At 58.3% G+C, this 25,624-nt stretch carries 22 protein-coding genes; 11 read left to right on the forward strand and 11 right to left on the reverse strand.

The window, feature by feature from the left end; all coding sequences use genetic code 11:
* Positions 1–38: 38 nt before the first annotated feature.
* The 7 genes from Pan97_RS00580 (at position 39) to Pan97_RS00610 (ending at position 8,081) form a co-directional block, all read left to right on the forward strand.
* Entirely contained in the window at positions 39–1,055 is a 1,017-nt protein-coding gene (locus tag Pan97_RS00580) for a DUF4282 domain-containing protein (RefSeq protein WP_144969753.1), read from the forward strand.
* A 187-nt stretch (positions 1,056–1,242) separates the two neighbouring features.
* Positions 1,243–2,811 (forward strand): bifunctional phosphoribosylaminoimidazolecarboxamide formyltransferase/IMP cyclohydrolase, encoded by a 1,569-nt coding sequence (purH, locus tag Pan97_RS00585; RefSeq protein WP_144969755.1) that lies wholly within the window; start codon positions 1,243–1,245, stop codon positions 2,809–2,811.
* Positions 2,812–2,830: 19 nt separating this feature from the next.
* Positions 2,831–3,622, forward strand: coding sequence for an indole-3-glycerol phosphate synthase TrpC (gene trpC, locus Pan97_RS00590; protein WP_144969757.1), 792 nt, complete (start codon positions 2,831–2,833; stop codon positions 3,620–3,622).
* Between the two features lie 48 nt (positions 3,623–3,670).
* The gene (locus Pan97_RS00595; protein ID WP_144969759.1) at positions 3,671–4,267 is read left to right on the forward strand and encodes a HupE/UreJ family protein; all 597 of its coding nucleotides are present in this window, start codon (positions 3,671–3,673) and stop codon (positions 4,265–4,267) included.
* 219 nt (positions 4,268–4,486) lie between these two features.
* Complete coding sequence (locus Pan97_RS00600; RefSeq protein WP_165698544.1) at positions 4,487–5,302, forward strand: phosphatase PAP2 family protein; 816 nt, start codon at positions 4,487–4,489, stop codon at positions 5,300–5,302.
* A 19-nt stretch (positions 5,303–5,321) separates the two neighbouring features.
* Entirely contained in the window at positions 5,322–6,482 is a 1,161-nt protein-coding gene (locus Pan97_RS00605; protein ID WP_144969764.1) for an LptF/LptG family permease, read from the forward strand.
* A 9-nt stretch (positions 6,483–6,491) separates the two neighbouring features.
* The gene (locus Pan97_RS00610; protein WP_144969765.1) at positions 6,492–8,081 is read left to right on the forward strand and encodes an ArnT family glycosyltransferase; all 1,590 of its coding nucleotides are present in this window, start codon (positions 6,492–6,494) and stop codon (positions 8,079–8,081) included.
* A gap of 5 nt (positions 8,082–8,086) precedes the next feature.
* Here the strand turns inward: Pan97_RS00610 and Pan97_RS00615 are convergent, their stop codons facing one another.
* From Pan97_RS00615 to Pan97_RS00655, 9 genes are all read right to left on the reverse strand, one after another.
* The gene (locus Pan97_RS00615; protein WP_196782231.1) at positions 8,087–9,736 is read right to left on the reverse strand and encodes a DUF58 domain-containing protein; all 1,650 of its coding nucleotides are present in this window, start codon (positions 9,734–9,736) and stop codon (positions 8,087–8,089) included.
* Positions 9,733–11,067 carry an AAA family ATPase gene (locus Pan97_RS00620; protein ID WP_241676346.1) on the reverse strand — a complete coding sequence of 445 codons (1,335 nt, stop codon included), beginning with the start codon at positions 11,065–11,067 and terminating at the stop codon, positions 9,733–9,735. The genes Pan97_RS00615 and Pan97_RS00620 overlap by 4 nt, the downstream gene beginning before the upstream one ends.
* A 71-nt stretch (positions 11,068–11,138) precedes the next feature.
* Positions 11,139–12,365, reverse strand: a complete 1,227-nt coding sequence (locus Pan97_RS00625) for a DUF4350 domain-containing protein (RefSeq protein WP_144969767.1) — start codon at positions 12,363–12,365, stop codon at positions 11,139–11,141.
* Positions 12,362–13,189 carry a DUF4129 domain-containing protein gene (locus tag Pan97_RS00630; RefSeq protein ID WP_144969769.1) on the reverse strand — a complete coding sequence of 276 codons (828 nt, stop codon included), beginning with the start codon at positions 13,187–13,189 and terminating at the stop codon, positions 12,362–12,364. Before Pan97_RS00630 ends, Pan97_RS00625 begins: the two co-directional genes overlap by 4 nt.
* Complete coding sequence (locus Pan97_RS00635) at positions 13,186–14,061, reverse strand: hypothetical protein (RefSeq protein ID WP_144969771.1); 876 nt, start codon at positions 14,059–14,061, stop codon at positions 13,186–13,188. Before Pan97_RS00635 ends, Pan97_RS00630 begins: the two co-directional genes overlap by 4 nt.
* The gene (locus tag Pan97_RS00640; RefSeq protein WP_144969773.1) at positions 14,051–15,115 is read right to left on the reverse strand and encodes a stage II sporulation protein M; all 1,065 of its coding nucleotides are present in this window, start codon (positions 15,113–15,115) and stop codon (positions 14,051–14,053) included. Before Pan97_RS00640 ends, Pan97_RS00635 begins: the two co-directional genes overlap by 11 nt.
* 13 nt (positions 15,116–15,128) lie before the next feature.
* Positions 15,129–16,076, reverse strand: coding sequence for an RDD family protein (locus Pan97_RS00645; RefSeq protein WP_144969775.1), 948 nt, complete (start codon positions 16,074–16,076; stop codon positions 15,129–15,131).
* 249 nt (positions 16,077–16,325) lie between these two features.
* On the reverse strand, positions 16,326–17,408 hold the full coding sequence (corA, locus tag Pan97_RS00650; RefSeq protein WP_144969777.1) for a magnesium/cobalt transporter CorA: 1,083 nt from the start codon (positions 17,406–17,408) through the stop codon (positions 16,326–16,328).
* Positions 17,408–18,862 (reverse strand): sulfatase, encoded by a 1,455-nt coding sequence (locus Pan97_RS00655; protein ID WP_144969779.1) that lies wholly within the window; start codon positions 18,860–18,862, stop codon positions 17,408–17,410. Before Pan97_RS00655 ends, corA begins: the two co-directional genes overlap by 1 nt.
* 203 nt (positions 18,863–19,065) lie before the next feature.
* Here Pan97_RS00655 and Pan97_RS00660 point away from each other — a divergent pair, with 203 nt between their 5' ends.
* Positions 19,066–20,241 (forward strand): tetratricopeptide repeat protein, encoded by a 1,176-nt coding sequence (locus tag Pan97_RS00660; RefSeq protein WP_144969781.1) that lies wholly within the window; start codon positions 19,066–19,068, stop codon positions 20,239–20,241.
* An 85-nt stretch (positions 20,242–20,326) separates the two neighbouring features.
* Here the strand turns inward: Pan97_RS00660 and Pan97_RS00665 are convergent, their stop codons facing one another.
* The gene (locus tag Pan97_RS00665; protein WP_144969783.1) at positions 20,327–21,451 is read right to left on the reverse strand and encodes a hypothetical protein; all 1,125 of its coding nucleotides are present in this window, start codon (positions 21,449–21,451) and stop codon (positions 20,327–20,329) included.
* A 315-nt stretch (positions 21,452–21,766) separates the two neighbouring features.
* On the opposite strand from Pan97_RS00665, the gene Pan97_RS00670 reads away from it, so the two are divergent.
* From Pan97_RS00670 to Pan97_RS00680, 3 genes are read left to right on the forward strand one after another with little or no spacing between them, the layout of a single operon-like run.
* Entirely contained in the window at positions 21,767–22,063 is a 297-nt protein-coding gene (locus Pan97_RS00670; protein ID WP_144969785.1) for an IS110 family transposase, read from the forward strand.
* 52 nt (positions 22,064–22,115) lie between these two features.
* The gene (locus Pan97_RS00675; RefSeq protein WP_144969787.1) at positions 22,116–23,093 is read left to right on the forward strand and encodes an aldo/keto reductase; all 978 of its coding nucleotides are present in this window, start codon (positions 22,116–22,118) and stop codon (positions 23,091–23,093) included.
* A 6-nt stretch (positions 23,094–23,099) separates the two neighbouring features.
* Positions 23,100–24,443, forward strand: a complete 1,344-nt coding sequence (locus Pan97_RS00680; RefSeq protein WP_144969789.1) for a sodium:calcium antiporter — start codon at positions 23,100–23,102, stop codon at positions 24,441–24,443.
* Here Pan97_RS00680 and Pan97_RS00685 read toward each other — a convergent pair.
* Positions 24,358–25,560, reverse strand: a complete 1,203-nt coding sequence (locus Pan97_RS00685; RefSeq protein ID WP_144969791.1) for an inositol-3-phosphate synthase — start codon at positions 25,558–25,560, stop codon at positions 24,358–24,360. The genes Pan97_RS00680 and Pan97_RS00685 overlap by 86 nt on opposite strands.
* Between the last annotated feature and the right edge of the window lie 64 nt (positions 25,561–25,624).

Below are 25,624 nucleotides of genomic sequence, written 5' to 3' on the forward strand. Positions count from 1 at the left end.
CCGCGCTTCTCTTCGTGACAATTTAAAGATCATACCCCATGGCTGACGAATTCTTCTATAAGTTCAATCCGGATGCGCCGGAAGTAGGTCCGATTGATTCGAAAACTTTGAAGCAGCTTGCCGTAAGTGGGGCAATTCAACCCGAAAGTGTTCTTCGTCGGGGCACCGGCGAATGGGTGACCGCTTCCACCGTGAAGGGATTGTTCCCAAGTGGCGGAGCGGCAAGTCCTCCTGAAGCAGTTCCTGTTGCTCCACCGGAAGCCAAACCGGTAGGTCCCGCCCCGATTGCCGCGCCGCCCACGGCCACCCCGGTTAATCCTTCGTCGCCGCCCGAGGCCATCCCGGTGGCTCCGCCATCAGCAGATGCTGGTGGGGGAATGAGTTTCCCAGATCTGGCGCAATCGAAGCCAACGGCCGATGTTCCGGCCGGGCTCGATTCTTTGGTGGTGGCGCCGAAGAAGCCCGGTGGCAAGCCCGCCAAAAAGGGGAGTGCACCGGCTGCGAAAAAGGCTGCTCCCGCTGTAGCCGCTCCGAAGGTGGAAGCTCCCAAAGTCGAGATCCCCAGCGTCGCCGCTCCCAAGACGGAAGCTCCAAAAGTGGAAGCCCCCAAGGCAGAGCCTGCCGCCGCACCGGCTGCCGTCGCGCCGGTTGCAACCAAGCCAGGTGGAGGCGCGACGAACCCCTACGCCAGCGATCCGCCAGCCGGGCGAACGTCACCGCGTCGCAAAGGACGGGGTGGGATCGGCTCGCTGTTCAACTTCGATGTCTTGATCGCGCCGACGGTGATCAAGATCTTGTTCTTCTTGCTTGCCGGGCTTCTCTTTCTGGGGTTTGTGGGGTATGCAGGCCTTTCCCTGGTAATGGCCGTTCTGGCAGGCGATGTGATGGCAATCGCTATCGCGGCAGGAGCTTCGGCGGTGATGCTGTTGTTCACGTTGATCTACATCGTGATCTTGCGCGTGATGGCGGAAGTGGCCCTCACGTTCTTTACCATCAACGACAACGTGCGTGACATGCGCGACATGATGGCTGAGCGGCAAGGCACCATCGACTAGCGAGCCTTTCTGGCGCTAACCATCGCTACTAGCCAATCTCTACACCAAACGGGCGGTCGATTTGCTTCGGTCTGCCGCCTGGCGGGGGTTCGGGTGGTTGACGATTTCCCACCCGCCAGCCTACAAAGAGGGCTGATTCTCTCTCCTGGGTTCCGTTCTCGGTATACAGATTTAGGTTGGTTTAGCGATGTCTCTCGACCCTGTCATTCAGAATGCCATTATCAGCGTCAGCAACAAAGAAGGCCTGACCGAGTTTGCCCAAGGCCTGGTTGAAGCGGGGGTCACCATCTACAGCACCGGCGGAACCCGGCGTCACTTGGAAGAAGCCAACATCCCGGTCAAAGACGTCACCGAGTACACCCAGTTCCCCGAGATGATGGATGGCCGGCTGAAGACGCTGCATCCCAAGATCTTCGGCGGAATTCTGTGCCGACACGATCGCGAAGACGACATGACCGCCATCGGCGAGCACGGCATCTTCGCCATTCCGCTAGTCGTGGTGAACTTGTATCCCTTCGAGGAAACGGTCGCCAAAGAAGGGGTTACCGACGCCCAGGCCATCGAACAGATCGATATTGGTGGGCCGAGCCTGGTACGTGCCGCGGCGAAGAACCACGCGTTCAGCACGATTGCCTGCAAGCCGAGTCAGTACCCCGAGATCCTGGCCGAACTGCAAAATGATGGAAAGACCTCGCTCGGTCTTCGCCGCAAGTTGGCCGCCGCCGCGTTTGCCCATACGGCCGCTTACGATGCCGCGATCGCGAACTACTTCGAGAAGGACGACCAGTGCGTCTTCCCAGAAACACTGCGTCAGTCGTTCGAGCGCAAGGCCGTTCTGCGTTACGGCGAGAACCCGCATCAGCAGGGTGCCGTCTACGCGGTTCCCAAGTTCAGCGGGGCTTCGCTGGTGGAGGCCAGGCAGCTCAATGGCAAGGAACTTTCGTACAACAACCTGCTCGACCTCGACAGCGCGTTGGCCATTGCCCGCGGTCTTCCCGATGTGGCCGTCTCGGTGATCAAGCACAACAACCCTTGCGGTGCGGCCTCGGCTTCAACGCTGGCCGAAGCATGCGAGAAGGCGATGCTGGGGGATCCACTCAGCGCGTTTGGCAGCGTGATCGGCATGAATCAGGAAGTCGACGCTGCGACCGCCGAGTATCTTTCGACGCCGGGCCTCTTCGTCGAAGCGATTGCGGCCCCGAGCTTCTCGAAGGAAGCGGTCGAGATCTTGACCACCAAGCCGAAGTGGAAGAGCAACGTTCGCTTGATGGAAGTCGGTTCGCTGGAAGGAAAGCGACCCGAGTTCCAATCGCGCTGGATCGAAGGGGGCCTCTTGGTGCAAAACACCGACTTCCTGCTCGATGATCCCAGCACCTGGCAGGTCGTGACGGAAACCGAGGTCGAAGAGTCGATGCAGCAGGAACTGCGATTCGCCTGGGAGATCTGCCGTTTCGTCAAATCGAACGCGATCGTCCTGTGCAAGGATCGCTCGCTCGTGGGTGCCGGAGCAGGGCAGATGAGCCGCGTTGACTCGGTTCAGATTTCGATCGAGAAGGCCGCCGACCGGGCACCGGGAAGCGTGCTGGCCAGCGACGCGTTCTTCCCATTTCCCGATTCGATTCACGAAGCCGCGAAGGCCGGCGTCAAAGCGTTCATTCAGCCAGGCGGCTCGAAGCGGGATCAGGAAGTGATCGACGCGTGCAACGAGCACAAGCTGCCGATGATCTTTACCGGTGTCCGTCACTTCCGACACTAATTTGCGGCAAGACAAGAACATGGCTGAGCCGACCGTCCTCGATAAGATCGTTACCAAAAAGTGGGAAGAGATTGCCGCCGCCAAGGCCGCTCGCCCCCAGGCGGAAGTCGAAGCCCGACTGGCCGACGCGCCGGCTCCGCGCGACTTTCTGGGGGCGCTCTCCGCGGGAGGTTCGGTCAAGCTGATCGCCGAGGTGAAGAAAGCCAGTCCGTCCAAAGGATTGATTCGCCCCGACTTCCATCCTGTGCAGATCGCCAAGGACTACCAGGCGGCCGGTGCTGCGTGCATTAGCTGTCTGACCGACGAGTCGTTCTTTCAAGGGCATCTGGATTACCTGGTTGCCATTCGCGGCGAAGTTGGGTTGCCGATCCTGCGGAAAGACTTCGTGCTCGATCCGTACCAGGTAATCGAAGCCCGGGCTGCTGGTGCCGATGCGGTGCTGCTGATCGCCGAATGCCTGGACGATGATGCCCTCAAATCGCTGCATGATCAGATCTGCGAACTGGGTATGACGCCGCTGGTCGAGCTTTACGAAGAGTCGAACGTCGCGCGCGTGCTGGAAATTGGAGCTAAGTTAGTCGGCATCAACAACCGTGACCTGCGAACGTTCGAGGTCGATCTGAACCACACGATTCGACTCGGCCGACAAATTCCCAGCGAGTGCGTGTTGGTGGGTGAAAGCGGAATTTTTACGCACGAGGACATTCGTCTGCTGCAAGAGAACGACGTCGACGCGGTTCTCGTTGGCGAGAGCTTGATGCGGCAGGAAGACGTACAGGCAGCTGTTCGCAAACTTCTGGGTGGCACGTAGCCGATAATATGGGTGGCGTCGTTGTTTTACCTCATCGAGAACACCCCCATGAGCTTTGCCCGAAACCTTTGGGCCATCCTTTGGATCCCGCTGCTTGTTGAGCAGGCGTGGGCTGGTCCTGTTCATGGCACGGGGTCCGGCAACAGTTTTCTCGAAGGGATTGTGCATCCCTGGTTTGGTATCGATCACCTGCTGGCAACGCTTGCCATCGGGCTGCTGGTGGCTCACGTCGAGAAGGGATCGATGATCGCGGTTCCCATCGTTTTCTTAAGCAGCTTGATGGCCGGGGAAGGGCTCAATGGAAGTGGAATCTGGCTTCCCTGGGGAGAGCCGATCGTGGCGTTTTCGGTTATCCTGTTGGGCGTCGCCCTCATTCCCGGGAGAAAGTACCCCGAGCTGCTGCTAGCAGTCGCGGTGGCCTTTTTCGGAATCTTTCATGGCTACGTGCACGGCTCAGAGAGCCTGATGACCGATTCGCTACCGTTGGCGTTTCTATTAGGTCTTCTGCTGGGAACCGGACTGCTGCTGGGGATTGGCATTTGGATCGGCCACTGGATCGAACCCGCCTCGACGTTGTCGCGGAGTATTGGCGTCGTGATTTCGCTGGCGGGCTTGGGGGTATTCATCTACGCTTTGGTCGTCTAGTAGCTGCTAGCGTGCCGAGACTGCGGATGTGTCTTGCGTTGGATCCCTCATCTCGGGTAGTAGTACCCTTCGCACCAAACGCACGGACCGACATTTCGCCGTCGGCGATTCGGAAATCCGAACGAGATCCATTGAATACCCAAAGCCTGATCGTCGATGCAGATACAAGAGACCTATTCTGTTCCGCCTCACTCGCGATCGGCCGCGGACTTGTCGACCATGCCCGACTCGGACCCAACACAAAACACGCGTCACAACAACTCAATTCAGCCAGCACTGATCTGGATGACCATCGTGCCGTTTGCTTTGTTGATGACGCTTACGGTCCTGTGCTATCTGACGCAGCTCGATCTGCTGACGACCCGTCAATTCTTCAGCGACCAGGGTGATGATCCGTTTCCCTACGGCGAAACGCTGGTGGCAAACCTGATTTACGACTACGGCCCGATTCCCGCGATTGTCTTCGGCGTGGGAGGCGTCGCCACTTGGATTGGCAGCTTTCTCTTCGCCTGGCTGAGAAACTGGAGAAAGGGAGCGCTGTTCTGCTCGCTGGCGATCCTGATTGGCCCAGGGATATTGATTAACACGGTTTTGAAGCCCAACTGGGGACGCCCGCGTCCGATCGATACGGCCGTGTTTGGAGGTGACTTCCAGTACATTCCACCGGGAACGATTGGCCCTTACGAGATGGCCAAGTCGTTCCCCAGCGGTCATGCTTCGATGGGGTTTGTGTTCCTGCTGCCGGCCTTTCTACTTCTTCGCAAGAACCCACAACGCGCGGCATGCGTATTTGCCTTCGGGCTATTGTGTGGTGCCGGTGTGGGTGCCTCCCGCATTGCCGAGGGGGGACACTACCTGAGTGATATTGCTTGGAGTGGTGCGATCGTCTACTTTACCGGCCTCGCTTTATACGTGGGAATGTACGGCTGGAAACGGCCGGAGACATTGGCTGCAGCGACGGCGGAAACCGTGCCGTTTTCGCCAAATAGCCATGCAGACAACGTGCAAGAAGTTCGTAAAAGTTCCGCAGCTTAAGTAAAGCACAAGATTTCTCATGACAACGATCCAGAGGTACGTCTTGTGGGAGATCACCAAGGTCTTCCTGCTCTGCCTCGGAATCACCGTGCTTCTGATGACCGTCGGTGGTGGTGTGAACGAAGGGCTCAAGAAGGGATTGCCTCCCGGGGTGATCCTGAACATGCTCCCGTACTTCATTCCCGAAATGCTGCGTTACACGATTCCAGGCTGCATGCTTTTCGCCGTCTGTACGGCCTTTGGCCGAATGGCCGCTTCCAACGAAATCACGGCTATCAAGTCGGCCGGCATCAATCCGATGGAACTGATGTGGCCGGTGCTCACGCTGGCCTACTTCCTCAGCTTCTTTACCTTCTGGATGTACGATGCCTGCGCGGCGTGGTCTCGCCCGAATCTGCACCGCGTCGTGGCCGAGTCGCTTGACGATACCGTTTACGGAGTGCTCAGGACGCAGCGCAACTTCAAGATGTCTGGCTTCTCGGTGACCGTGAAGTCGGTTCAGGATCGCAAGTTGATCAGCCCCACGTTCCAGGTCGCGGCGACCGAGTCGCAGCCGTCGATTTACCTGGAGGTTGAAGAAGCCGAACTGAAGACCGATCCGAAGACTGGCATCCTACAACTGATTTGCCGGGATGGCACGGTCGAATTTGGCGACGAAGGCTCCTTCGAATTCCCAGACGAACGCGTCATTTATCTCGATCATCTGAATTCGATTGAACTGAACGAAGATAATTCTTCTCCGGCCAATCTCACCCTTAAGGCGATACCCAAGCAGATCGATCGCGAGAAAGCGCTCGTTAAGGAAGCGAAAGCGACACTCCAAGAAGTGACCGACAGCGCTGACGCGGAAATCCTGGACGATGCCCAGCACAATTTGAAGCATCACCAAAAGCGTTTGTTTCGCCTGCAAGCCGAGCGTCAACGCCGCCTGGCCAACGGGTTTGGCGTATTTTGTTTTGTTTGCATGGGCATCCCGGTCGCTATTTGGAGAAAGTCGGCGGACAACGTTTCGACCTTCTTTACCTGCTTCCTGCCGATCCTTTTGCTGTATTACCCGCTGCTGGTCATTGGCGAGCAGACGGCCCGGGAAGGAACCTTTGGTTCGGCACCGGTGTGGATTGCCAACGCCGTGTTGATCACGATTGGCGCGGCACTCATTTGGCGAGTGAATCGAAACTAGTAGCCACTTATGAATACACCAATCGAGGCCATGCAGGCCGATTCAGATGACTCGTCGGCGTGGACTCGCCGGGCAATTTGGCTGCTGTTGGGCTTGGGACTGTTTCGCGTTCTTTATCTCGCGCTCGATCCCTTCGACCTGGTCCACGACGAAGCCTACTACTGGGATTGGTCGCGGCAGTTGGATTACGGCTACTTCAGCAAGCCTCCGATGATTGCCTGGATCATTGGCCTGTCGACGCGGCTGCTGGGAGATCACGAGTTCGCGGTTCGCTTACCGGCCTCGCTATTGGGGACGGGTAGCCTCGCGTTCGTCTTTCTGCTGGCCCGCCGGATGTACGACGCGAAGGTCGGTTTCTGGGCGATGTTGCTGGCCGCGATGACCCCTGGCAACGCGGCGATGAGCTTGTTGATGACGATCGACTCGCCATTCCTCTTCTTCTGGAGCGTCGCCATGTATTGCTTTTGGCGACTGCTGGAACGGGGCGAAGATCGCTGGAAATGGTTGATCGCCACCACCCTTGTGATTGGCCTCGGCCTGCTGACCAAACAAACCATGGCGGGCATGCTGGTCTTTGGTGGTTTGTTCGTTCTGCTTTCCAGGGAAGACCGGCATGAAGCGATTCGTCCGACGCTGTATATCTGTGCGATCGGAGCCTTGTTGTTCCTCGCTCCTGTCTTCTATTGGAACTACCAGCACGACTGGGTCACGCTGCATCACACCAGCGAGCACTTCCAAGGCGAGCCGGTATCGGTACTGCGCCGCGTGGCGATCTCGCTGGAATTCGTCGGCGGACTGTTCGGCGTCATCTCGCCGGTAACGTTCTTCCTGTTCATCTGCGTGACCGCATTCGGGTTGTTTGCGTTTCGCAGCGTCGGACGCCGCGAGCGCTACTTGCTTTGCCTGAGTGCACTGCCGATGGTGCTTGTTCTGGGATTGAGCTTGAAGCAGCGGCTGGAACTCAACTGGCCAGCTCCTTTTTTTAGTGCCGGTATCATCCTGGTCGCCGCCTGGGCACTGGGTCACGTGCAACTACCGAATCTTTTCCTGAAACCGGCCGAGTGGCGATTGCGATATGCGGCCACCGTCGGAGCGATCTTCCTGGCTGGCACCTACGCGATGCCGCTGGCATTGCCGCTGCTGGGGCTCAATGGAAGCAAGGTTGATGTGCTCGTTCGCCTGCGAGGATGGGAAGAGCTTGGCAGCGAAGTGGGTAGCCGATTAGAGCGACACGAGGAACGATCGCAGGCCATGATCGTCACCGCCGGAAGAGCGGTCGCTTCGGAGTTAGCGTTCTACATGCCGCAGCATCCGAAAGTCTACCTGTGGGGAGACAACCAGTTCCCACTCTCGCAATACGACGTCTGGGGCGGACCGGACGAGACCAAGAGCCGCGACTTCCTGCTGGTCGCCCACCAGGGAGAAGAGATCCCGCTTCCGCTGAAGCTAGCTTTTCAATCGATCCAGCCGTTGGAAGAAGTCGAAGTGGAAGTGGGCCCCAATCGCAAGCATGCGGTGACCATCTATCGCGGCCAAGGCTTCCGCGGCTGGTCGGTCGCCAAAAGTATTCAGGCCGATCAGCAGACCATGCATCGGTAACTGCGTTAAAGCAGGTGCCGCGCTTTGATCTCGAGGTACTGATTTACCAGGTTGGCGGTCAGGTCTTCTGGGAAGACGTCTAGGGCCAGCACCCCTTTGTGGCTGAGGTCGGTCAGCACATGATGCCGCCAGGTAAGGATTTCGGCGGCAGCCGCGGCTCGAAACAAGTCAGGCCCATATGGCTTCTCGTTCTCGGCGGCGTCGAACAAGCGATGGTCTCGCAGCAGCACGCCCAGGGGCAAGTGCCTACCGACGAGGGTCGTCAGGTACTGCTCGATCTGATGCGAGTTGACCTCGTCGATAACGTTGGTGATCAAGACCACCAGCGATCGCTTTCGGCAATTGGTCCGCAGGTGCATGAACGCTTCGTCGTAGCGAGACTCGACCAGCTGCGGAAATTGATCGTAGCTGGCATGCAGCAGATGATTCATCTGGTTGGCGCCCGACTTCGGCGGCACGTACTTGTGCACGCGATCGGAAAACGCGATCGCCCCGACCGAGTCTCCCTGCCGCAGGGCAACGAAGCTCAGCATCAGCATCGCGTTGAATGCGTGGTCCAACAGGCTGATGCCGTCTGCTTCGTTGGTCATCATTCGCCCGCAGTCGATCATGAACATGATCCGCTGGCTCTGACTGGTTTGAAACTCGCGAACCGTCAAACGCCGACGCCGGGCCGTGCTCCGCCAGTCGATATGCTTGTAGTTGTCGTCTCGGGTGTAGTCACGCAGACGCTCGAAGTCATGATCCTGGCCGACCTTTCGCGTACGCCGCACGCCGACCAGGCTCAAGCGATTCGTACGGGCCAACAGTGCGTACTCGGCCAATTGCTTCATGTCGGGATAGACACTGATGGCAACGTGCGCCGGGACCTTGACGATCTTCTTCCAGAAGCGAAGCTTGCTGTCGACCTTGATGAATACCGTATCCATCGAGAACGACCCGCGCTGGGTCGGTTCCATTTCGTAGTGCACGGTCGTGCGGCTGCGTGGTTCGACGTCCAGGTTGAACTCTTCCGGTACGGCCAGAAACTGCTGCGGAACGTCGTCGCGAACGGACAAGTGAAGATTCAGGGGGCCCTTGTAGGTGATCGTCAGGATCACCTTTTGCTTCTTCAGAAGGGACGCAATGCGGCTCGTTTCGCGCTCAACCAAAAAGTGCTTCGCGCCAGGCAGGCTCGCCAGGTCAATCGCGGCGATTGCCGCAATAGCGAGGTTCAAGCCCAGTAGCGTCCAGGCAACCCATGCCAGCGAGTTGCCTACCGCGGCGAAGGCGAACAACACGCAGATGGCCAGCGCCGCGACGAACGTCATCCCCAGCCATACGCGTGCCGATAGTGGGAGAAACTTGGCTTGAAAACGCTCCCACCCCAGGGAATGAGCGAGAAACTGAACGAACGAAAAAATGCCCACCGCCAGGGCAAGTATCAGCAGAAAGACGATCGGACCCATCAAGCTACCGGCGTCAGCCAGCAAAATGGCTATCACCGGCACCGGCATCAGCGCCGCGAAGCTCAGGGCCAGCCAGATCGTGGGCGTCGTCCGCATCCAACGAGCAAGGATGGCCAAGGGAAGGACCATGGCCACCAATTGCATCATGGGCTGGGTGAGGACGTTATTCCAAAGCCCGACGAAAAAGTCTTGCAGGAACGAGATCACAGACGCGGTACCTCGATCGTGCGGATCAGTTCGGTCAGCAGTTCATCGGCCGTGTGTCCTTCCACTTCGGCTTCGGCGGAAAGGACGACGCGGTGACGCAACGCCGGCAACGCAATCTGAACCACGTCGTCTGGCACCGCGTAGTCACGACCATTGAAAGCAGCCAAGGTACGGGCCCCCTGCATGAGCGTAATCCCGGCTCGGGGAGATGCCCCCAAGTGAAACTGCGGCCAGGTTCGCGTCAGTCGCACGATCTGATTGATGTAGTCGATCAGCTTGTCGGCGATCAGCACGTCGCCGTTCTGCTTGGTGACTTCCATGATCTTCGCCGGCGAAGTGATCACCTCCAGTTCTTCTTCCAGTCGCTTGTTGATGTCGACCTGCTGGCTGTGCTGCTTCAAGATTTCCGCTTCTTCCAGTTCGCTGGGATAGTCGAGATTCAGCTTGAACATGAAGCGGTCGAGCTGGGCTTCCGGCAGGTTGTACGTTCCTTCCGACTCGATCGGGTTTTGCGTCGCCATCACCAGGAACGGGCGATCGATCTTGTGGCTTGTGCCGTCGATCGTCACGCGGAATTCCTGCATCACCTCCAACAGGGCTGCGTGCGTCTTGGCAGGCGAACGGTTGATTTCGTCGGCCAGCAGCAGCTGCGTGAAGATCGGACCAGGACGGAAGCGGAATTCGTTCGACTTCATGTCGAAGAAGGGGGCACCGGTGATGTCCGAAGGCATCAAGTCGGCCGTGAACTGCACGCGTCCGAAGTCGCACCCCAGCACCCGGCCGAGCGTTCGCACGAAAAGGGTCTTCCCGAGACCGGGAGCACTCTCGATCAGCACGTGCCCGCCGCTGAACAGCGCGACTAGCGTACCGAGTACCAGCTCTTCCTGCCCCACGTAGATCTTCGAGATCTCATCGGTGATGCTTTGGAAAAGGTGGCGCGTCTCGGAGAAAGCAGAGTCATCCGTGTGATGACCTTGCAGCGTGGTGCTGCTCGCACGCATCGGTTGGGAGGGCGACGTCGGCTGCGGCGTTGTTTGGGCCGGGGGCTGAGAGGCAGGCTGCTGAGCAGGTGACTCGCTGCTGGAGAACAGATCGTCCCCCAGCGTGCCAATTGGCCGTTCAGGTTCCGGTGGCGGAGCGGGCGCTGGTTCGGGCGGAAATGGACCTACCACCTGGCTCGTCCCGTTGGCTTCGCTGGAAGCGGGAACGACCTGTACGTTGTCGCACTGCGGACAGCGTGCCTTCTTACCGGCAGCTTCCGGGCCGACACGCAGTTTCTTGCCGCAGCCGCTACAAGGAAATTCGATAATATCAGGGGGGGAACTACTCATGGATGCTCGCTTATCGTAATGCACGCCGTCTTGTCGATTTGCGGTCGGGTTTCGTGATCGAGGGGGAGGGCTTACTTCCCATCGCCTCGACGTACCTTCGATCGACGGTAGACGGTGTCTCCTTTCATTGCTTGATGATATTGCTGGACGCGCAGCTGAGCGTAACCGTGATCATCGGTTGCCTGCAGCAGGTCGCCCACGGAATCGATATGCTTCTTGAAGTCGGACGTCTCGGCCGATGGCAATCGTTTGGCACGGCCGAAAATGGGATACAACGCAAAGCAGAGAACGATCAGCCACCACGCCATCTGCAGGCCCACCAAGTTCAGCGGCCATTTCGAGAGCCATTCCCAGCCACTGTTACCGTCGGTCGATTGGTCCGCATTCATGATGCGAACGCCCGCTTCGGTTTCCAGGAAGGCCACGCTCTCCGGGGGATAGTACGACTGATCGCACTGGTTCACCAGCTTGGCCGCCAGCTTGCGGTGCTCGGGATTGACCAGGGGAAGATTCAACAGGAAACAACCATTGTTGACCAGGATGACTTGGTTGTCGCTGTAATCGCTGCCCAGCCGAGCAACGATCGCTTCGTTACCGGTTCCCAGCAAGATTTCAGTATCTTCCACCAGGTGAACCGGGACCGACTCGCCGTCTATTGAATTGAAGCCTTCGTAGATCGAGTCTTCGTCGGCCGGGATCATCCGCGATCGGAGTTCGATCTGGGTTTTCGTCGCGTCGACTCCCTCGGCCCAGGGGCCACTGAGCGACCTGGCAATTCGCCGCGGGGCGTCCCGTTCGATCTTGTAAAAGGTGTAATCCGCTTTGGCCGTTTGATAGTTTCGCAGTTGGTCGAACGATTCGATCGCCAGGCTCCGCTGCCGCATCACGTCGAGCTTTTCAGCGGGGTCGACCTTGTCAAGGACGTCTCCCCAGTACTGGATGGATGCATCGAAGTCGCGTCCCACGTAGACGAACGTGCGACCTTCTTCTTCCTGCAGCCATTTCAAAATCGTATCACGAAACTCGGGCGTTGGACCGTCGAAGTTATTGGGGAACCAGACGATCACGTCGTGCCGCAGCATGCTCGGCGAGACGACGCTGTAGCTGCGCACGTAGTAGCCTGCCTCGCGGAACATCTCGGACAGCCCCTTGGTGCCGTTGACGCTGCCAGCTTCGTTGCCGGTTCGCTTGCCGTAGGCCGTGCGGAGTTTGTCGTTCGGCTTGCCGCAGCCAACCATAATCGTACAGGCCATCAGCATTAGCAGGACGATCGTTCGGAAAGAGCGTGTGCCGTTCATACGCCACCTCCCGCCAAATGCTGATTGAACTGGGTCATCTCGTTCCAGCATCGCTCGAAGCGGTCGCGCGTCAAATTGCGATTGCCAAAGAAGACGTCCTCGAACGCGTTCATGGTCCCTTGCAGAATCTTCCGCAGGTCGCGGTTGCGGCCTGCTTCGCGCAGGTACTGGCCGTTGGTCTTTCCCTTGGCCAGGCGAATGATGTGTCCCTTGTCGAGTTCCAGCAGCTGGAAGCTGAACAGGTAAACGATTGCTTCGTTGAAATTACCCGACTCGTAACAGCGACGGGCCTCGTCCAACAGGTTGCCGTCCTTCTTCTTGACCTCAAAGGGAAGATGTTCGACGCGGTCGACCTGGCTCGACTTCTCATCCTCGTGCTGCTGAGGCACGTACGAACTGGTCGCGGCCGCACCGCCCGAGCTAACGGCACGGTAGATCAGGTACGTGATGAAACCAAGCACGATGATCAAGATCGAGTACATCAAAATCGAGAACAGCGACAGTCCGCCCAGGTTGGGGAAATTCCAGTTTACAGGGGCTGCCGGCGCGGCGGCTGGCTTCTTCTTTTTGGCAGTGCCTGGCCGCGTGTTGGGCATCTTCGTTTCGCCAGGCACCGGAATGGTACGCACCTCGTCCGACTCGCTGTCGTACCAGTTGGCCTGGGGAATACTGGCCAGCGCCTCGCGTCCTTGTTCGACCGGTTGTTGGATCGAACGCGTGCCGGTGCCGAAGTCATCCCACTCCTGAGCATATGCCTGAGGCAGTAGCGCAAGCGACAGCAACAGGCACATCGTACCGAGTTTTCCGAGAAGGCCTCGCGTCATCCGGCGACCTCCTTCAGACGTGATGCTTCGGCCCGCAGAACGAGTTCGACTTCCCATCCTTCGCGGCGGATGCGGAGGTCCAGGTAACACAAAAATCGCACGACGGTCATGAATGCGACCACCAGCCATAAGGCCAGGGGGAACCAGATGAACAGGAACATGTCGTCCCAGTTCCACTGACCGAAGACGTAGCCCCGGAGTCCAAAGACATTCATGACGATACTGGCCGCCAGCAAAACACTGATGCTCGAGGCCATCGCGCGGATGACCAGGTCGCCGAAGTTGGGTTGATGCAAGGCCGAACTGCGGCGGCCAACGGTGATGGCATCCTTCTGCCGCGAGAAGACCGGATTCTTTTCCAGGATCAGGATCTCGCCAATGTAAGGTCGCACGGCGCGGAGGATTGCCGCGTAGCAGCAGACGAAGAACATCATGGTGGCGGCGAAGTAGTTTTCTGCAAACGAACCAATGAACGCCAGGACCATGCCGGGCAAGATGGCCCTTAGCACGACGATGATCCAGAAGATGCGCGGAACGACCGGCCAGAGACCGGTGCACATTCTCCGCCAATTCGGTTTGTCGTGGAACAAGGCATCGCCCAAAAGCAGAGTGATCGGCAGACCTGCCAGGGGCGCTTCCAGGAAGATAAGGGTAATCATGTAGTAGATGAACCAACCAGCCGTTTCGTTCACGACCAGATCCGGTTCCATCACCCACAACAGGCCCGCGTTGATCAGTGTGAGTGGCACCGCCGTGATTGCCAGGGCCTGTAGAATCTTCCACCAGTAAACGCGCATCACGATGAGCGCCAGATCGTAGATCTCCAGCAGTTCTCGTTCGCGGATGGCAATGCGTGTCTTATCAAGCTGCATCGGATTCCCTTCGCGGATAGCCGAGCACGATGAAGTAGACCATCAGCAGACCACTGCAAAAGATAGCCACGACCTGCTTCGCTTGCTCAGGCAGGGGGGAAGGGGAGATCCATGCTTCGATCATCGCCGCCAAAATGAAGAGGATCGCCGAAGCACCCATGATAGGCAGGGCTCGCTTAGCGCCAATCCGCAGCGAGTCGATTCGTTCGTACGCGACCCGGCGAGACTTATCGAACAGGCTTTCTTCCCCTTCGGGTAGTTCGTCGGGCTGGAGCGATTCTTCTTTATGGTAAGGGCTGATCAGCGAAAATCCGATGCGCAGGCCAGCCCCGGCCGCCAGCACGATGGCCGTCAACTCGAAGGGACCGTGGGCCGTGACGAACTCGAAAAAGTGCTGGCTCACCTCTTCCGAAACATTGGGACTGGCCATGTGTCCAAACGTGGCCCCCAAGACCGCGGCATTGTACAGCAGCACGCAAATGCCGCCGATCACGGTGATCCCCACGACGAAGCATTTGATGCCGATGCCCGTGTTGTGATTCACGTAGAACGCGGCACCTGAGGCGGTCGGGCCGTTGTTGCGCGAGCTGGGGGCTTCGGCATACATCTGTTCGTACATGTCGATGTTTTCGGCTCCGACGATATCGGCGGCGAAATTCGGAAAACGATCGGGGTTGGCCGCCATGAAACCGGCCAGCAGAAAGACCATCCAGAACAGCCAGAACGTCAGCTGAACGCATCGATCCTGGAAGATCTCGCGCGGGATTTGCCGAAACAGGATGTCCCCAATCTTCGACCAATCGACGCGGCGGCTGCGGTACAGCTGGCCATGGGCCCGGCCAACCAGTTTGTGCAAGTAATCGACGATGTTGGGTGGCAGCTGATAGCTATCGGCCAAAGCCAGGTCGGCACAAGCCGCACGGTACAGCGTGGCGAACCGAGCGATGTTGCGGGCCCCGATCGTCTTCTTGCGCGAGCTGGACATCTGAGCGCAAAGATTCTCCAGCTCTTGCCAGTAAACGCGTCGTTTTTCGATCAGTTGAGCAACTTTCACCGCAATGATTCCTTTACTTCGATTCCGCTCCGACCTTTACGCTAGCCGTCGCCAGGTAAGGGTTGGAATGCTCTCGCGTCGTTCCATCCCCCACCAGCTGCGAATCCTCTTTCGTTCCGTCGGCCGAATGCTTCGAGAGGAACGTTCGATAATACAGCGCGCACAGCAGTAAATCGTAGCTGGTGTCGGCCGGCAGGCCAAACTTATCCAGCAGCGGTTCGGCCAGATGCCGCGCGATCTCACGCCGCCGCGCGGTCGTGAAGTAGCGCCGCCGCTCGACGTAGGTCGCGACCGCTTTGACCATGCTCCGCGGAGCGACGAAGTTCAGGGGAATATAATCGGCCAGCAGACGTGCTCGGTCGTCTTCGATCTTGGCGATCTTCATCAGCCAGGAACGGTCCTCGATCACGACCATCGTCCCGGCGATCAGGTCGCCGATTCGTTGAAAGCGTTGATTAAAAATGGGGACGATCAGCGCGAACAGAAAAGTAACCACGACCGGCTCCGGCGTCATCTCTTCGCGCATCACGGCGAAAGGGAGGGGGACCATCGGCCACATATCGACATAGCGAAACAGGTTTCGCACGGCGGACTGAAACAGGTTGATCGGTTCCCCTTCGTCGGTGGTCACGCGGAGGTTCAACAGCCACTTGCCCGGCGTGGTGCCGTTCCACCAATACTCGAACGCGGCCATGTAGAACCAGTTGAAGAAGAACGCCGCCAAGGTCATCAGGGCGAACATCAGATCTTCGAGCCCAGCGTTGACGAAAACACTGCCGAGCCCCGCACAACTCAGCGCGATAAAGAAGGCCAGAATCACCGCACCGCGAATGGCCAAATCCAATAAAAACGCAAGCAAGCGACGGAATGGTCCGGCGACCTGGTAGTTGAACGCGATGTTTTCAGGCGTTACGACCTTGAACTGCGAGTCGATCGCCTCGGTATTCCACGGAGCTACCATCGAGGAGCTTTTCTATCCTTGCTGGGTGCGGCCTGGGTAATCATTTGCCGTCAGATGAGCTATTCCCAGTCTAACGCAACAACTTGCGCAAAGACGAGGACTCGTCCCAGATTAATCGGTTTTCACCCCCCTCAACAGAGGTGAGCCGAAATTCAATCCAAAGACTTACGCGTATTCACGCGGAACAACGGGTGGATTAACTCTGTTTTCATAAAAGACCCCTGCTAATTATGGGTACGCGTCGGCAGCTTATTCCTTAAACCAGCCGCGGGTATAGAACCACGTCATGAGCCCTCCGGCCACGCTGAGCATCAAGATCCAGGCAAATTCGTAACCGAACTTCCATTTGAGTTCCGGCATATCGTGAAAATTCATTCCATAGACGCCGGCGATGAAGCTAAGGGGGATGAAGACCGTGGCGATGATCGTCAGCGTCTTCATCACCTCGTTGGCCCGTTGGCTGGTCAGCGCGAAGTGAAAGTCGCGCATGTCCGAGCAAATCTGGCGGTAGGCATCGATCGCGTCGAGAAGCTGCGACGTGTGGTCGTCGGCATCGCGCAGGAAGACGGTCGTGTTTTCGGAATACCGTGTGAAGCGAGCCCCCATCATATTGCGAATCGCTTCCCGATGCGGAAGCAGATTGCGGCGAATGGTTAACAGGTCGCTACTGATTTTCTGGATCTGGGGAATGACGTCGTGGGTATAGCCGGCCGCCAGGGGATCGTCGAGCAGATCCAATCGATCGCCAAACGACTCGACGACCGGAAAGTAGTGATCGATCACCGAGTCCATCAGCGCGTACGAAAGATAATCGGCATTCATCTGCCGGATTCGGCCCACCCGCTTCCGCAGCCGCTCGCGCACCGGTTCCAGGCGATCTTGGGCACTGGCTTCCTCGATACTCAACAGAAAGTTCTCCCCCACCACCATGCTCAACTGCTGCGTATCGAGATGGGGGTGAATCTCGACCATTCGCACCACAATGAACGCATAGTCGCCGTACTCTTCAGCCTTCGCTCGTTGATGCGGATGCAGGATGTCTTCGTAGACTAGTGGATGCAGGTCGAACAAATCGGCCAGTTGCCGCAGCTGTTCGGTATTGCCCAGCCCATGCACGTGAATCCAGGTCACGTCGTAGCTGCCCAGGTATTCGCGAACCTCGTCGGCAGTATCAATCTCGGCTTCCTCGAATTCGTCCGGGCCGAATGCAACCACATGAATGCGACTGGCAACTTCCTCTTCCGGCTTCGATGCCGTCCCCGGTGCCGAGCCTGGCGGCGTGCGGCGTTCAAAGGGGCGTCTCAGAAACTGCAGATCGATGGGTAACTTCATTACGGTGTGGCATCCTGCACGGCGTGGAGTAACTTGGAGACGACGTCCGGTTTCTCGCTGACCAGGTTCTCGACCGGGTCAGGCGTTTCGCGAATGTCGTACAGTTCCATCTTCTGTGGGGTTCCCTTCTGCATCTGCACGATCAGTCGGTACTGATCGTCTCGGACGCTGACCTGATTACCCCGCCAGTAACTGACCGCGACGTCGCGAACCTTATCGTCGGTTCCCTGCACGATCGATGCCAGGCTCACGCCATCGAGCGGGTGTTCGGTCTGCTTGAACTTCGGATCGCACAGCTGCACGAGCGTCGGATAGATGTCCAAGGTTTCGGCCAGGGCCGAGGTCATTCTCCCCTGGTCGGTCACGCCAGGCACTTTGACCAACAGCGGACTATTCAGGGCACGCTCGTGCGAAACGTGCTTGGCCCACAGCGCACTTTCACCTAAGTGCCAACCATGATCTCCCCACACGACGACGATCGTCGAATCTTCCAGGCCTGTTTCTTTCAGTGCCGCCAGGACCTTGCCGATTTGCCGATCGGTGTAACGAACGCAGGCCAGGTACGCTTTGCGCGCGGTGATCTGATCCTCTTTGGCCAGCGGGTTGGTCTTCGGGTAATCGGTCTTGTATTTGTAGAACTCCCCCGAAGTATGCCAGTAAGCCGTGTCCGGTTTGGTGCCGTGGGGTGCCGGCTGGATGTCCATCGCGTCGACCGCTTCCCAGTCCTGCCGAGTTGCCACGAACGGAAGGTGCGGCTTGAAGAACCCGAGCCCCATGAAGAAACGCTCGTCACTCTTGCCATACGCTTTGAGCTTTTCGATCGCGGTCTCGGCCATCATACCGTCAGGAAGCTCGTTGTCTTTTTCTACGGTGAACTCCATCAGGTCCGAGTGCCCGCCTCCATCCTCGCGATGCTTTCCATCGGCATAAGCGAAGAAAATCCCCCAGCCGCGCTTCCACGGGCCGTAGGGGGTTGCTAGATCATCCCAGGCATGCGGCACTTCGTCGCGGCCGTCCCCTTTGCCGTTGTAGGCGTATACCTTGCCATCAGCCGTATGCGAGACTTTGCCGATCAGCGTGGTGTGATAGCCGCTGCGGCGAAAGAGTTCCGGCAGAGACTGCGCCCCCGGCATTTGCTCGCCGGAAAGAGCCGTCTTGCCGCTATACATCGCTTCGTTCCCCAGCGCGCCGGTCTTACTCGGACTGCGTCCGGTGAGCAGCGCATACCGCGAAGCACCGCACGTGGGAACCTGAACGAAATGATTGCGAAAAACGACCGAGTGCTTCGCCAATTCATCGAGCGAGGGGCTTACCGTCGGCGAGCGGCCGTAGCAGCCCAACTCCGGCCGAAGGTCATCCACGGCGATGAACAGCACGTTGTAGTTATTCTCGGCCTGGGCACGAGCCACCCAGGTCATAGTCAACAAGATGACGAGAATTCCGATCCGAGGCATGGCAAACTCACGAGCAGGAAAGTGTTTGGGGAGCCTTCATAGGTAATCGATCTTGTGCCAGGAAACAAGGTTACGGCGCTGCCGGGCCTAGTCTATCCGGCCCGGTTACAGTACCTTAAATCGATGAGAACGTAAGGGTTTGCTGTTGCTGTTTCCCGCGTTTGGGACCTGCTGGGGCAGCCCGCATTCTGGGATGGTGGCACGTGGCAACGGACTGGGCCAAATCGAACGAAGCCGGCGATCTGTCAGGCAAACGCGTCGCGATCGTCGGCAAACTGGCCGGTATGACGCGGCGCGAGGTCTACACGGCCCTGCGCGAAGCCGACGCCACACCTAGCGATAAGATCGACGAGCGGGTCGACGTCATCGTCTTTGGCGAGAACGATCTGACCGGCCTGGGGGATCAGGGCATCTCGCCTGAATTGCAGGAAAAAGCGGCTGGCGGCGATCTCAAATTCATCAGCGAAACGACCCTCTGGCAGTGGCTCGGCCTGATCGAGCCGCACCAGAAACTGCATCGGCTCTATACGCCGGCGATGCTATCGGACCTGCTGGGGGTCTCCAAATCGATCATCCGCCGCTGGCATCGTCGCGGGCTGATCATCCCGGCCCGGCAAGTTCGCAGCCTCCCTTACTTCGACTACCGAGAGGTCGCCACCGCCAAGCAGTTGGCCGCGATGCTGGCTTCCGGCCTGTCACCTGATCGGATCGAACGTCAGTTGTCGGCGATTTCCGAATACCTGCCGGACGTGCAGCGTCCGCTGGTGCAGCTTTCCGTGATGGTCGAAGGTCGCGACATCCTGTTGCGGCAAGGGGAAGGGCTCGTCGAACCGGGCGGCCAGATGCGTTTCGACTTCGATCGCGACGACGACTTCTCGGACGAGTTCAACGTCGTCGACCCCGCCAGCTACGAGCCGGAATCAGCCGAACAGTGGGACGCCCGCGCGGCTGACTACGAAGACGACGAGCAGTTGGAAGAAGCCATCCGCTGCCTGCGATCCGCGCTGGCAATCGGCGGAGCGAGTGCCGAGCGGTCGTTTCGTCTGGCCGAACTGCTTTACCGGGCAGGGCACTTAGACGGAGCGATCGAGCGGTACCACACCGCGATCGAACTCGACCCCGAGATGATCGAGGCCAGGGCAAACCTCGGCTGTGTACTGGCCGAAACAGGCCAACTGGTCGAAGCGGTCTCTGCCCTGCGGGATGCCATCCAGGTTTACGACGACTACTGCGATGCCCACTACCACCTGGCCCGCACGCTCGATGAACTAGGCCGCCAGCGCGAAGCGGCTAGTCACTGGCAAAAGTGCCTGGAGCTGAATCCTGATTCTCCTTGGGCGGATGAGGCGTACGCAAGATTGAATCCGGAAGAGGGTTAAGCAGCTTATCGTTTAAGGTGCGAGCATCAAGGACCATTGCGCTCATGTCCCCTCTCCCTGCGAGGGCGAGGGGACAGGAAAGGGGTTAGCTGCCCAGGTTTACTTCCAGCCCGGTCAGCTGTGATTCCAATGCGTCGGCACCTTCCTGCGACGCGCCGGTTTGCCACAGGTACAAATGCTTCAGGCTGGTCAAGTTGGCCAGGACGTCGATTCCCTGGTCGGTCACCTTGGTGCCGTACAGGTTCAAATATTGCAGTTTCGTATGCGGCACCAGGTAAATCAGGGCGGCGTCGGTCACGCCGGTCTTGGCCAGGTTCAGCTTCTGTAGGTTTGGCAAACCGACCAACTGCTTCACCCCTTCATCGGTGATATTGGTTCCCCGGGCATTGATCTCGACCACGTTTCTCAGCTTACGAACCAGCGCCAACGCTTCGTCATCGATCGGCTTGTCGCTCAGGTGAAACGAAACGACCTTCTCGTCAGAGTTTTGCGCCAGCACATTCACGCGGCCACCACGAGCCGTGATCTGTTTGATCGCTTCCTCTTCGGTCGCGTCGTCAACCGGAGCCAGCGGATGGGCCTTCACGATTTCGATGACCTGCAACTGCGTCTTGATCGCATCGGCCAGGCCTTTGCGAAGTTCGGTTGAAAGCTCTGCTTTGACTTCCTTCTTGATCTCGGCCTTCAGCTTGTCGAGTGCCGCTTGATCGAGCACCAGGCCTTTGCCTTCTTCCGCGGCTGACTCAGTTGGCATCGGTTCCGGTTTCGGTTCTGGCATCGGCTCGGCCTTGGCGATCTCCGCAGGCAACTTGCCGGCCGTGATGTTATCGGCGAAGGTCGGGGACTTCTCGTCCTCCTTGTTGACCTTCATGGCCTTTACTTTTTCGAGCGCGGCGACCACTTCTTCGGTCGCTTTGTCCTTTTCTTTTTCGAGACGCTCTTTGCCGAAGTTGGCCTTGTCCAGCAACTGGTCGAGAGCCGCCCCGTAGGCGTTGCGTTCCTTCTTGCTCTGGCCGTCGATGTGACACACGTTGCACTTCGACGCGGTCGCGGTGGCAGCGAACGCCTTGGCCGGTTCTTCCTTCGGATCCGCCGGGACGACCTTCTCATGGAAGACTTCCCAGAAGAACGGAATGGCATACGCAGGCTGAGCGATATAAGCGACGCCGACAACGGCGAAACAAGCGGATAAAACGATGCGGGCAAACATGGGCTACCTCGTCGTGTGACTTAAGCGATGGGGTCGATACCGGGAAGGGCCGCACTCGACGAGCGCGACGCTTTTCGAGTTTTTGGCAATTTGGGCGAGATATTACGATTCTGGCTCGCAAACCGCGCTGATGCAAGCCGGAGAGCCATTTCCCGGCAAAGTCGTCGCGATATGAAGGATTGTTACGCCGATCGTGCGAGAAATGATCGGGATGGCCCAGAGAGGAATCTCTCTGGATAGGGATGAAGACCCGTTGCTCCTAGGGTTTACTACGAGTGTGTTAGTAACCCATAAACCCAAAAGGAGCAACGAGCGATGTCTAGTTTACCAACTTTCGTCGGGCTTGATTACCATCAGGATTCGGTTCAGGTGTGTGTTTTGGATTCGGAAGGGCGGACGCTGGCGAATCGGTCGGTGCGGAATGAGGCTGATTTGATTGCCCGCTTTGCGTTGCAGCATGGCACGCCGCAACGCGTGGCGATCGAGGCCTGTTGCGGGGCGGCCGATCTGGCCGAGGAACTGGTCACCCATCGCAATTTGCCGGTACAACTGGCTCATCCAGGCTACGTCGGTATGAAACCTTGCCGATGGATCGCCGACAGGGGCATTTGATTGTGTTATAGTGGCCCACGCTCTACGATCCCTTCACCCAGGCTCCCCTCCTATGAATACACAAACGCTCAACACCGGTTCCCAAATGCCCATGCTCGGGCTTGGTACGTGGAAGATTGACAAGTCGCAGTGTGCCGACGTGATTTTCACAGCGGCCCAAGCTGGTTACCGCCACTTCGATTGTGCGTGTGATTACGGCAACGAAAAGGAAGTCGGCCAAGGACTCAAGCGAATCGTCGACGAAGGGATCGCGACGCGCGAAGAGCTGTGGATCACTTCTAAGCTGTGGAACACCTACCACGCGCGGCAGCACGTCCAGCCGGCGTGCGAGAAAACGCTAAGTGATCTAGGGCTCGACTATATTGACTTGTACCTGATTCACTTTCCAATCGCATTGAAGTTCGTTCCCTTTGAAGATCGCTATCCACCGGAGTGGTTCTACGATCCGCAAGCAGAGAGTCCTGGCATGGTGACCGAAGCCGTTCCAATCCGCGAGACGTGGGAAGCGATGGAGTCGCTGGTCGACGCGGGTCTGGCCAAGAATATCGGCGTCTGCAACTTTGGCGTCTCACTCATTCGCGACATGCTGTCGTACGCGAAGATTCGCCCGAGCGTGCTACAAATCGAATTGCATCCACGGCTGACACAAGAAAAGCTGCTGCGCTGGTGCGCGCAAGAGGGCATCGCCGTGACCGCGTTCTCTTCCTTCGGTCCGAGTTCCTACTATCAGCTAGGCATGGCCGAAAAGAGCGACTCGTTGATGGATCACGATGTGGTGCAACGTATTGCGAAGGAGACAGGAAAGACACCGGGGCAGGTACTGCTGCGGTGGGCGGTGCAGCGGGGGACGATCGTTATTCCCAAGGCGAGCAGCGAAAAACATTTGCAGGAAAACGCGGCAATATTTGACTTCGATCTGACGAAAGACCAGATGTCCGGCCTGTCGGCTTTGAATCAGAATCGCCGCTTCAACGATCCAGGCCATTTTTGCGAAGCGGCCTTCAACACCTTCTTTCCCATCTACGAATAGAGCACCATGGGCGGCGAACTGGCAACGCTGAGTTTGATCTTTCTGGGACTGGCCATCGTGATTGTCTTCGCAGGCAATTTCATGGCCAAAGCGGCCGACGTCATAGGCGAAAAGTCGGGCATGGGTGCCTCGCTGGCCGGCCTGGTCCTGCTTGCCGCGGCGACCAGCTTGCCGGAGTTCGCGATCAACATCAACGCGGTTCGCTTGCCCGATAGCACCCAAGGGGTCGACCTCACGCTGGGCAACGTGCTGGGCAGCTCGCTCTTCAATCTGTTGATTCTGGGGATCGTCGACTTGATCTTCCACTCGAAGGCCCGGATGTTCTCGTCGATCTCTTCGGCGCACGCATTATCGGCGCTGGTCAGCATGGCGCTCATTGCGATCGTGGTGCTGTTCCTGCTGCTGGAACGGGACGCGATCGGCATTCCCCTCCACATCTGGCACATGGGGATCGGAACGATCGCGTGCGGCGTGTTTTATATCTTTTCGGTGCGGTTGATCTATCTCGATCAACACATGGCCTCGAAGCTGGAACAGGAGAAGCAAAGCCCCGAGGAAGAACCGACGGCAAAGTCAGGCATGTCCCTCGGCGTCGCGATTTTGATCTACCTGGCTACCACCGTCGTGATCTTCATCGCCGCGGCGTACCTGGCACCGACGGCCGACCGCATTGCTGAAATCACCGGCCTGGGCGGAACGTTCATCGGCAGCACGCTGTTGGCACTGACCACCAGCCTGCCCGAGTTCGTCACGACGATCGTCGCGGTGCTGATCGGCGCGGCTGACATGGCGATCGGCAACATCCTGGGAAGCAACACCTTCAACATCGCGATCCTGCTGCCGGTCGACGCGATCTACACCAAGGGCTCGCTGCTGGCCGACGCCAGCCCCGTGCACGCGATGACCGGTGCCGCGGTCATTTTGCTGACGTGCGTCGCCACGATGGGCATTCTGTACCGAGCCGAGAAGAAGTACTCGATCATCGAGCCGGACGCGCTGCTGGTGGTGCTACTGAGCCTGCTCTCGATCTGGGGGATCTACCAGTTAACCAGGCCCACCGGCGAACCGGAAATCAAGGAGGAGCCACAAGTCGAAGAGGTCTCGTATCATCAACCTCGGGTAGGGTGCGAGCAGCGCAGTCAATCCCCCTCACCCCCGAGGACGGTGGAGAGGGGACAAGATGAGTCAGCGTGCCCTCCAAGTATGTGCCATTGGGCTTGCGCCCCTGGCTATTATCTGCCGCCCTTTCAGGGCTTCGCAGGCACTAGCTTTTCAACGTTTCCGTCCACTCTTCCAGCATCTGGAACTGTTTCGCGAAGTCGTTCTCTTCCGTCCCTAGGGGCGACTTGAAGAAGCACGAGAGTTGCGTTTGCAGGCCGGTGCATCCTGAGCGGCGGGCCAGGTCGGCGAAGCGGGCCAGGTCGATCACCAGTGGGGCGGCCAGCAGCGAGTCGGCCCCTTGCCAGATGAACTGCATCACCATCGGCGTGCCCAGGAAGCCTTGGAAGTGGATGTGATCCCAGGCCGTCTTCCAGTCTCCCATGCTGTCGATGTTTTCGATGGTGACCAGTGTCTGCGGCGTGTAGCCGAAGATCTTGCTCAGCAGGCGATCCTTACTGACCGCTTTGGTCTTCTTGTTTTCGGGATCGTCGAGCACCTTGGCGTCCATGTTGCCGAAGATGTTGTGCCCGACCCAGCTCATCACTTTGAAGTTACGATTGGCGAACATCGGGGCCAGCGTGCTTTTGAGGAGCGTTTCGCCTGTCTTGCCGTCGTGCCCCATGTGGCAGGTCCCCTTCGACTTGGCTAGGTCGTCCAGGGCATCGATCGCCGTCCCCAGCGAAGGGGTGAAGTTGATGAATGCGTAGCCCAGTTCCAGGGTGGCGATCCCATACAGCGAACTGGCTGGCAGCTTGCAATCGTTGGAGGCAAGCTGCGGCTCGAGTTCTTTCCAGCTTTTTGGGAACTGCGCGCCATCGACCGGGGGCTCGGTCGACGAGATGTTCACCACCACCACATTGTCCAGGCGGTTGGACGTGGCGAAGTCGGTGATATGCCCCTTCAAGCGATCGACTGCTTCCCGAGGCGTTTCCTTAAGTGACTGCAGCTTGGCGTGGGCGAACTCGGTGATCTTCTTGCCGGCGTTGATCAGGGTGCCGTCGTGGATGTTCCCGTCGAGCGCGGTCAGGTCGTCTTTGATCTTCTCGACCAGGCGGCCATCGATCGCACGGCTCTCAAAGACCATCTTGTACGCTTCGTCCAAGAGGCTCACGTCGCGAATGTCGTGGCCGCCGATGACGATGTCATTCCACTGGGCCAGATCCAGGTGTTCGAACTGCTTTAGTTCGCTGACCAGTCCGACGGTCTCGGTCAGGCCCTTCTTCAGCGCGAGCAGTCCAACAATGGTGGTGGTGGCGACGCCGCCTTTAGCGCCAATCAGCCAGATCCCGGTACGCGAGCCTGCCATCGGTAAGTTTCTTTCCAAATCAAAAGGCGAAAAATCAATTCGTCGCGATACCAACATTGGGCCT

The organism is Bremerella volcania (assembly GCF_007748115.1).
Taxonomy (GTDB): Bacteria; Planctomycetota; Planctomycetia; order Pirellulales; family Pirellulaceae; genus Bremerella; species Bremerella volcania.

What these genes read in the sequence shown, in the direction of transcription:
- Pan97_RS00645 (WP_144969775.1), bottom strand. Translation starts at nt 16,076, where the DNA reads ATGGTAGCTCCGTGGAATACCGAGGCGATCGACTCGCAGTTCAAGGTC.
- Pan97_RS00600 (WP_165698544.1), top strand. Translation starts at nt 4,487, where the DNA reads ATGCCCGACTCGGACCCAACACAAAACACGCGTCACAACAACTCAATT.
- Pan97_RS00580 (WP_144969753.1), top strand. Translation starts at nt 39, where the DNA reads ATGGCTGACGAATTCTTCTATAAGTTCAATCCGGATGCGCCGGAAGTA.
- Pan97_RS00625 (WP_144969767.1), bottom strand. Translation starts at nt 12,365, where the DNA reads ATGAACGGCACACGCTCTTTCCGAACGATCGTCCTGCTAATGCTGATG.
- Pan97_RS00655 (WP_144969779.1), bottom strand. Translation starts at nt 18,862, where the DNA reads ATGCCTCGGATCGGAATTCTCGTCATCTTGTTGACTATGACCTGGGTG.
- Pan97_RS00620 (WP_241676346.1), bottom strand. Translation starts at nt 11,067, where the DNA reads ATGAGTAGTTCCCCCCCTGATATTATCGAATTTCCTTGTAGCGGCTGC.
- Pan97_RS00635 (WP_144969771.1), bottom strand. Translation starts at nt 14,061, where the DNA reads ATGCAGCTTGATAAGACACGCATTGCCATCCGCGAACGAGAACTGCTG.
- Pan97_RS00630 (WP_144969769.1), bottom strand. Translation starts at nt 13,189, where the DNA reads ATGACGCGAGGCCTTCTCGGAAAACTCGGTACGATGTGCCTGTTGCTG.
- Pan97_RS00595 (WP_144969759.1), top strand. Translation starts at nt 3,671, where the DNA reads ATGAGCTTTGCCCGAAACCTTTGGGCCATCCTTTGGATCCCGCTGCTT.
- Pan97_RS00670 (WP_144969785.1), top strand. Translation starts at nt 21,767, where the DNA reads ATGTCTAGTTTACCAACTTTCGTCGGGCTTGATTACCATCAGGATTCG.
- trpC (WP_144969757.1), top strand. Translation starts at nt 2,831, where the DNA reads ATGGCTGAGCCGACCGTCCTCGATAAGATCGTTACCAAAAAGTGGGAA.
- corA (WP_144969777.1), bottom strand. Translation starts at nt 17,408, where the DNA reads ATGAAGTTACCCATCGATCTGCAGTTTCTGAGACGCCCCTTTGAACGC.
- purH (WP_144969755.1), top strand. Translation starts at nt 1,243, where the DNA reads ATGTCTCTCGACCCTGTCATTCAGAATGCCATTATCAGCGTCAGCAAC.
- Pan97_RS00610 (WP_144969765.1), top strand. Translation starts at nt 6,492, where the DNA reads ATGAATACACCAATCGAGGCCATGCAGGCCGATTCAGATGACTCGTCG.
- Pan97_RS00685 (WP_144969791.1), bottom strand. Translation starts at nt 25,560, where the DNA reads ATGGCAGGCTCGCGTACCGGGATCTGGCTGATTGGCGCTAAAGGCGGC.
- Pan97_RS00605 (WP_144969764.1), top strand. Translation starts at nt 5,322, where the DNA reads ATGACAACGATCCAGAGGTACGTCTTGTGGGAGATCACCAAGGTCTTC.
- Pan97_RS00675 (WP_144969787.1), top strand. Translation starts at nt 22,116, where the DNA reads ATGAATACACAAACGCTCAACACCGGTTCCCAAATGCCCATGCTCGGG.
- Pan97_RS00680 (WP_144969789.1), top strand. Translation starts at nt 23,100, where the DNA reads ATGGGCGGCGAACTGGCAACGCTGAGTTTGATCTTTCTGGGACTGGCC.
- Pan97_RS00665 (WP_144969783.1), bottom strand. Translation starts at nt 21,451, where the DNA reads ATGTTTGCCCGCATCGTTTTATCCGCTTGTTTCGCCGTTGTCGGCGTC.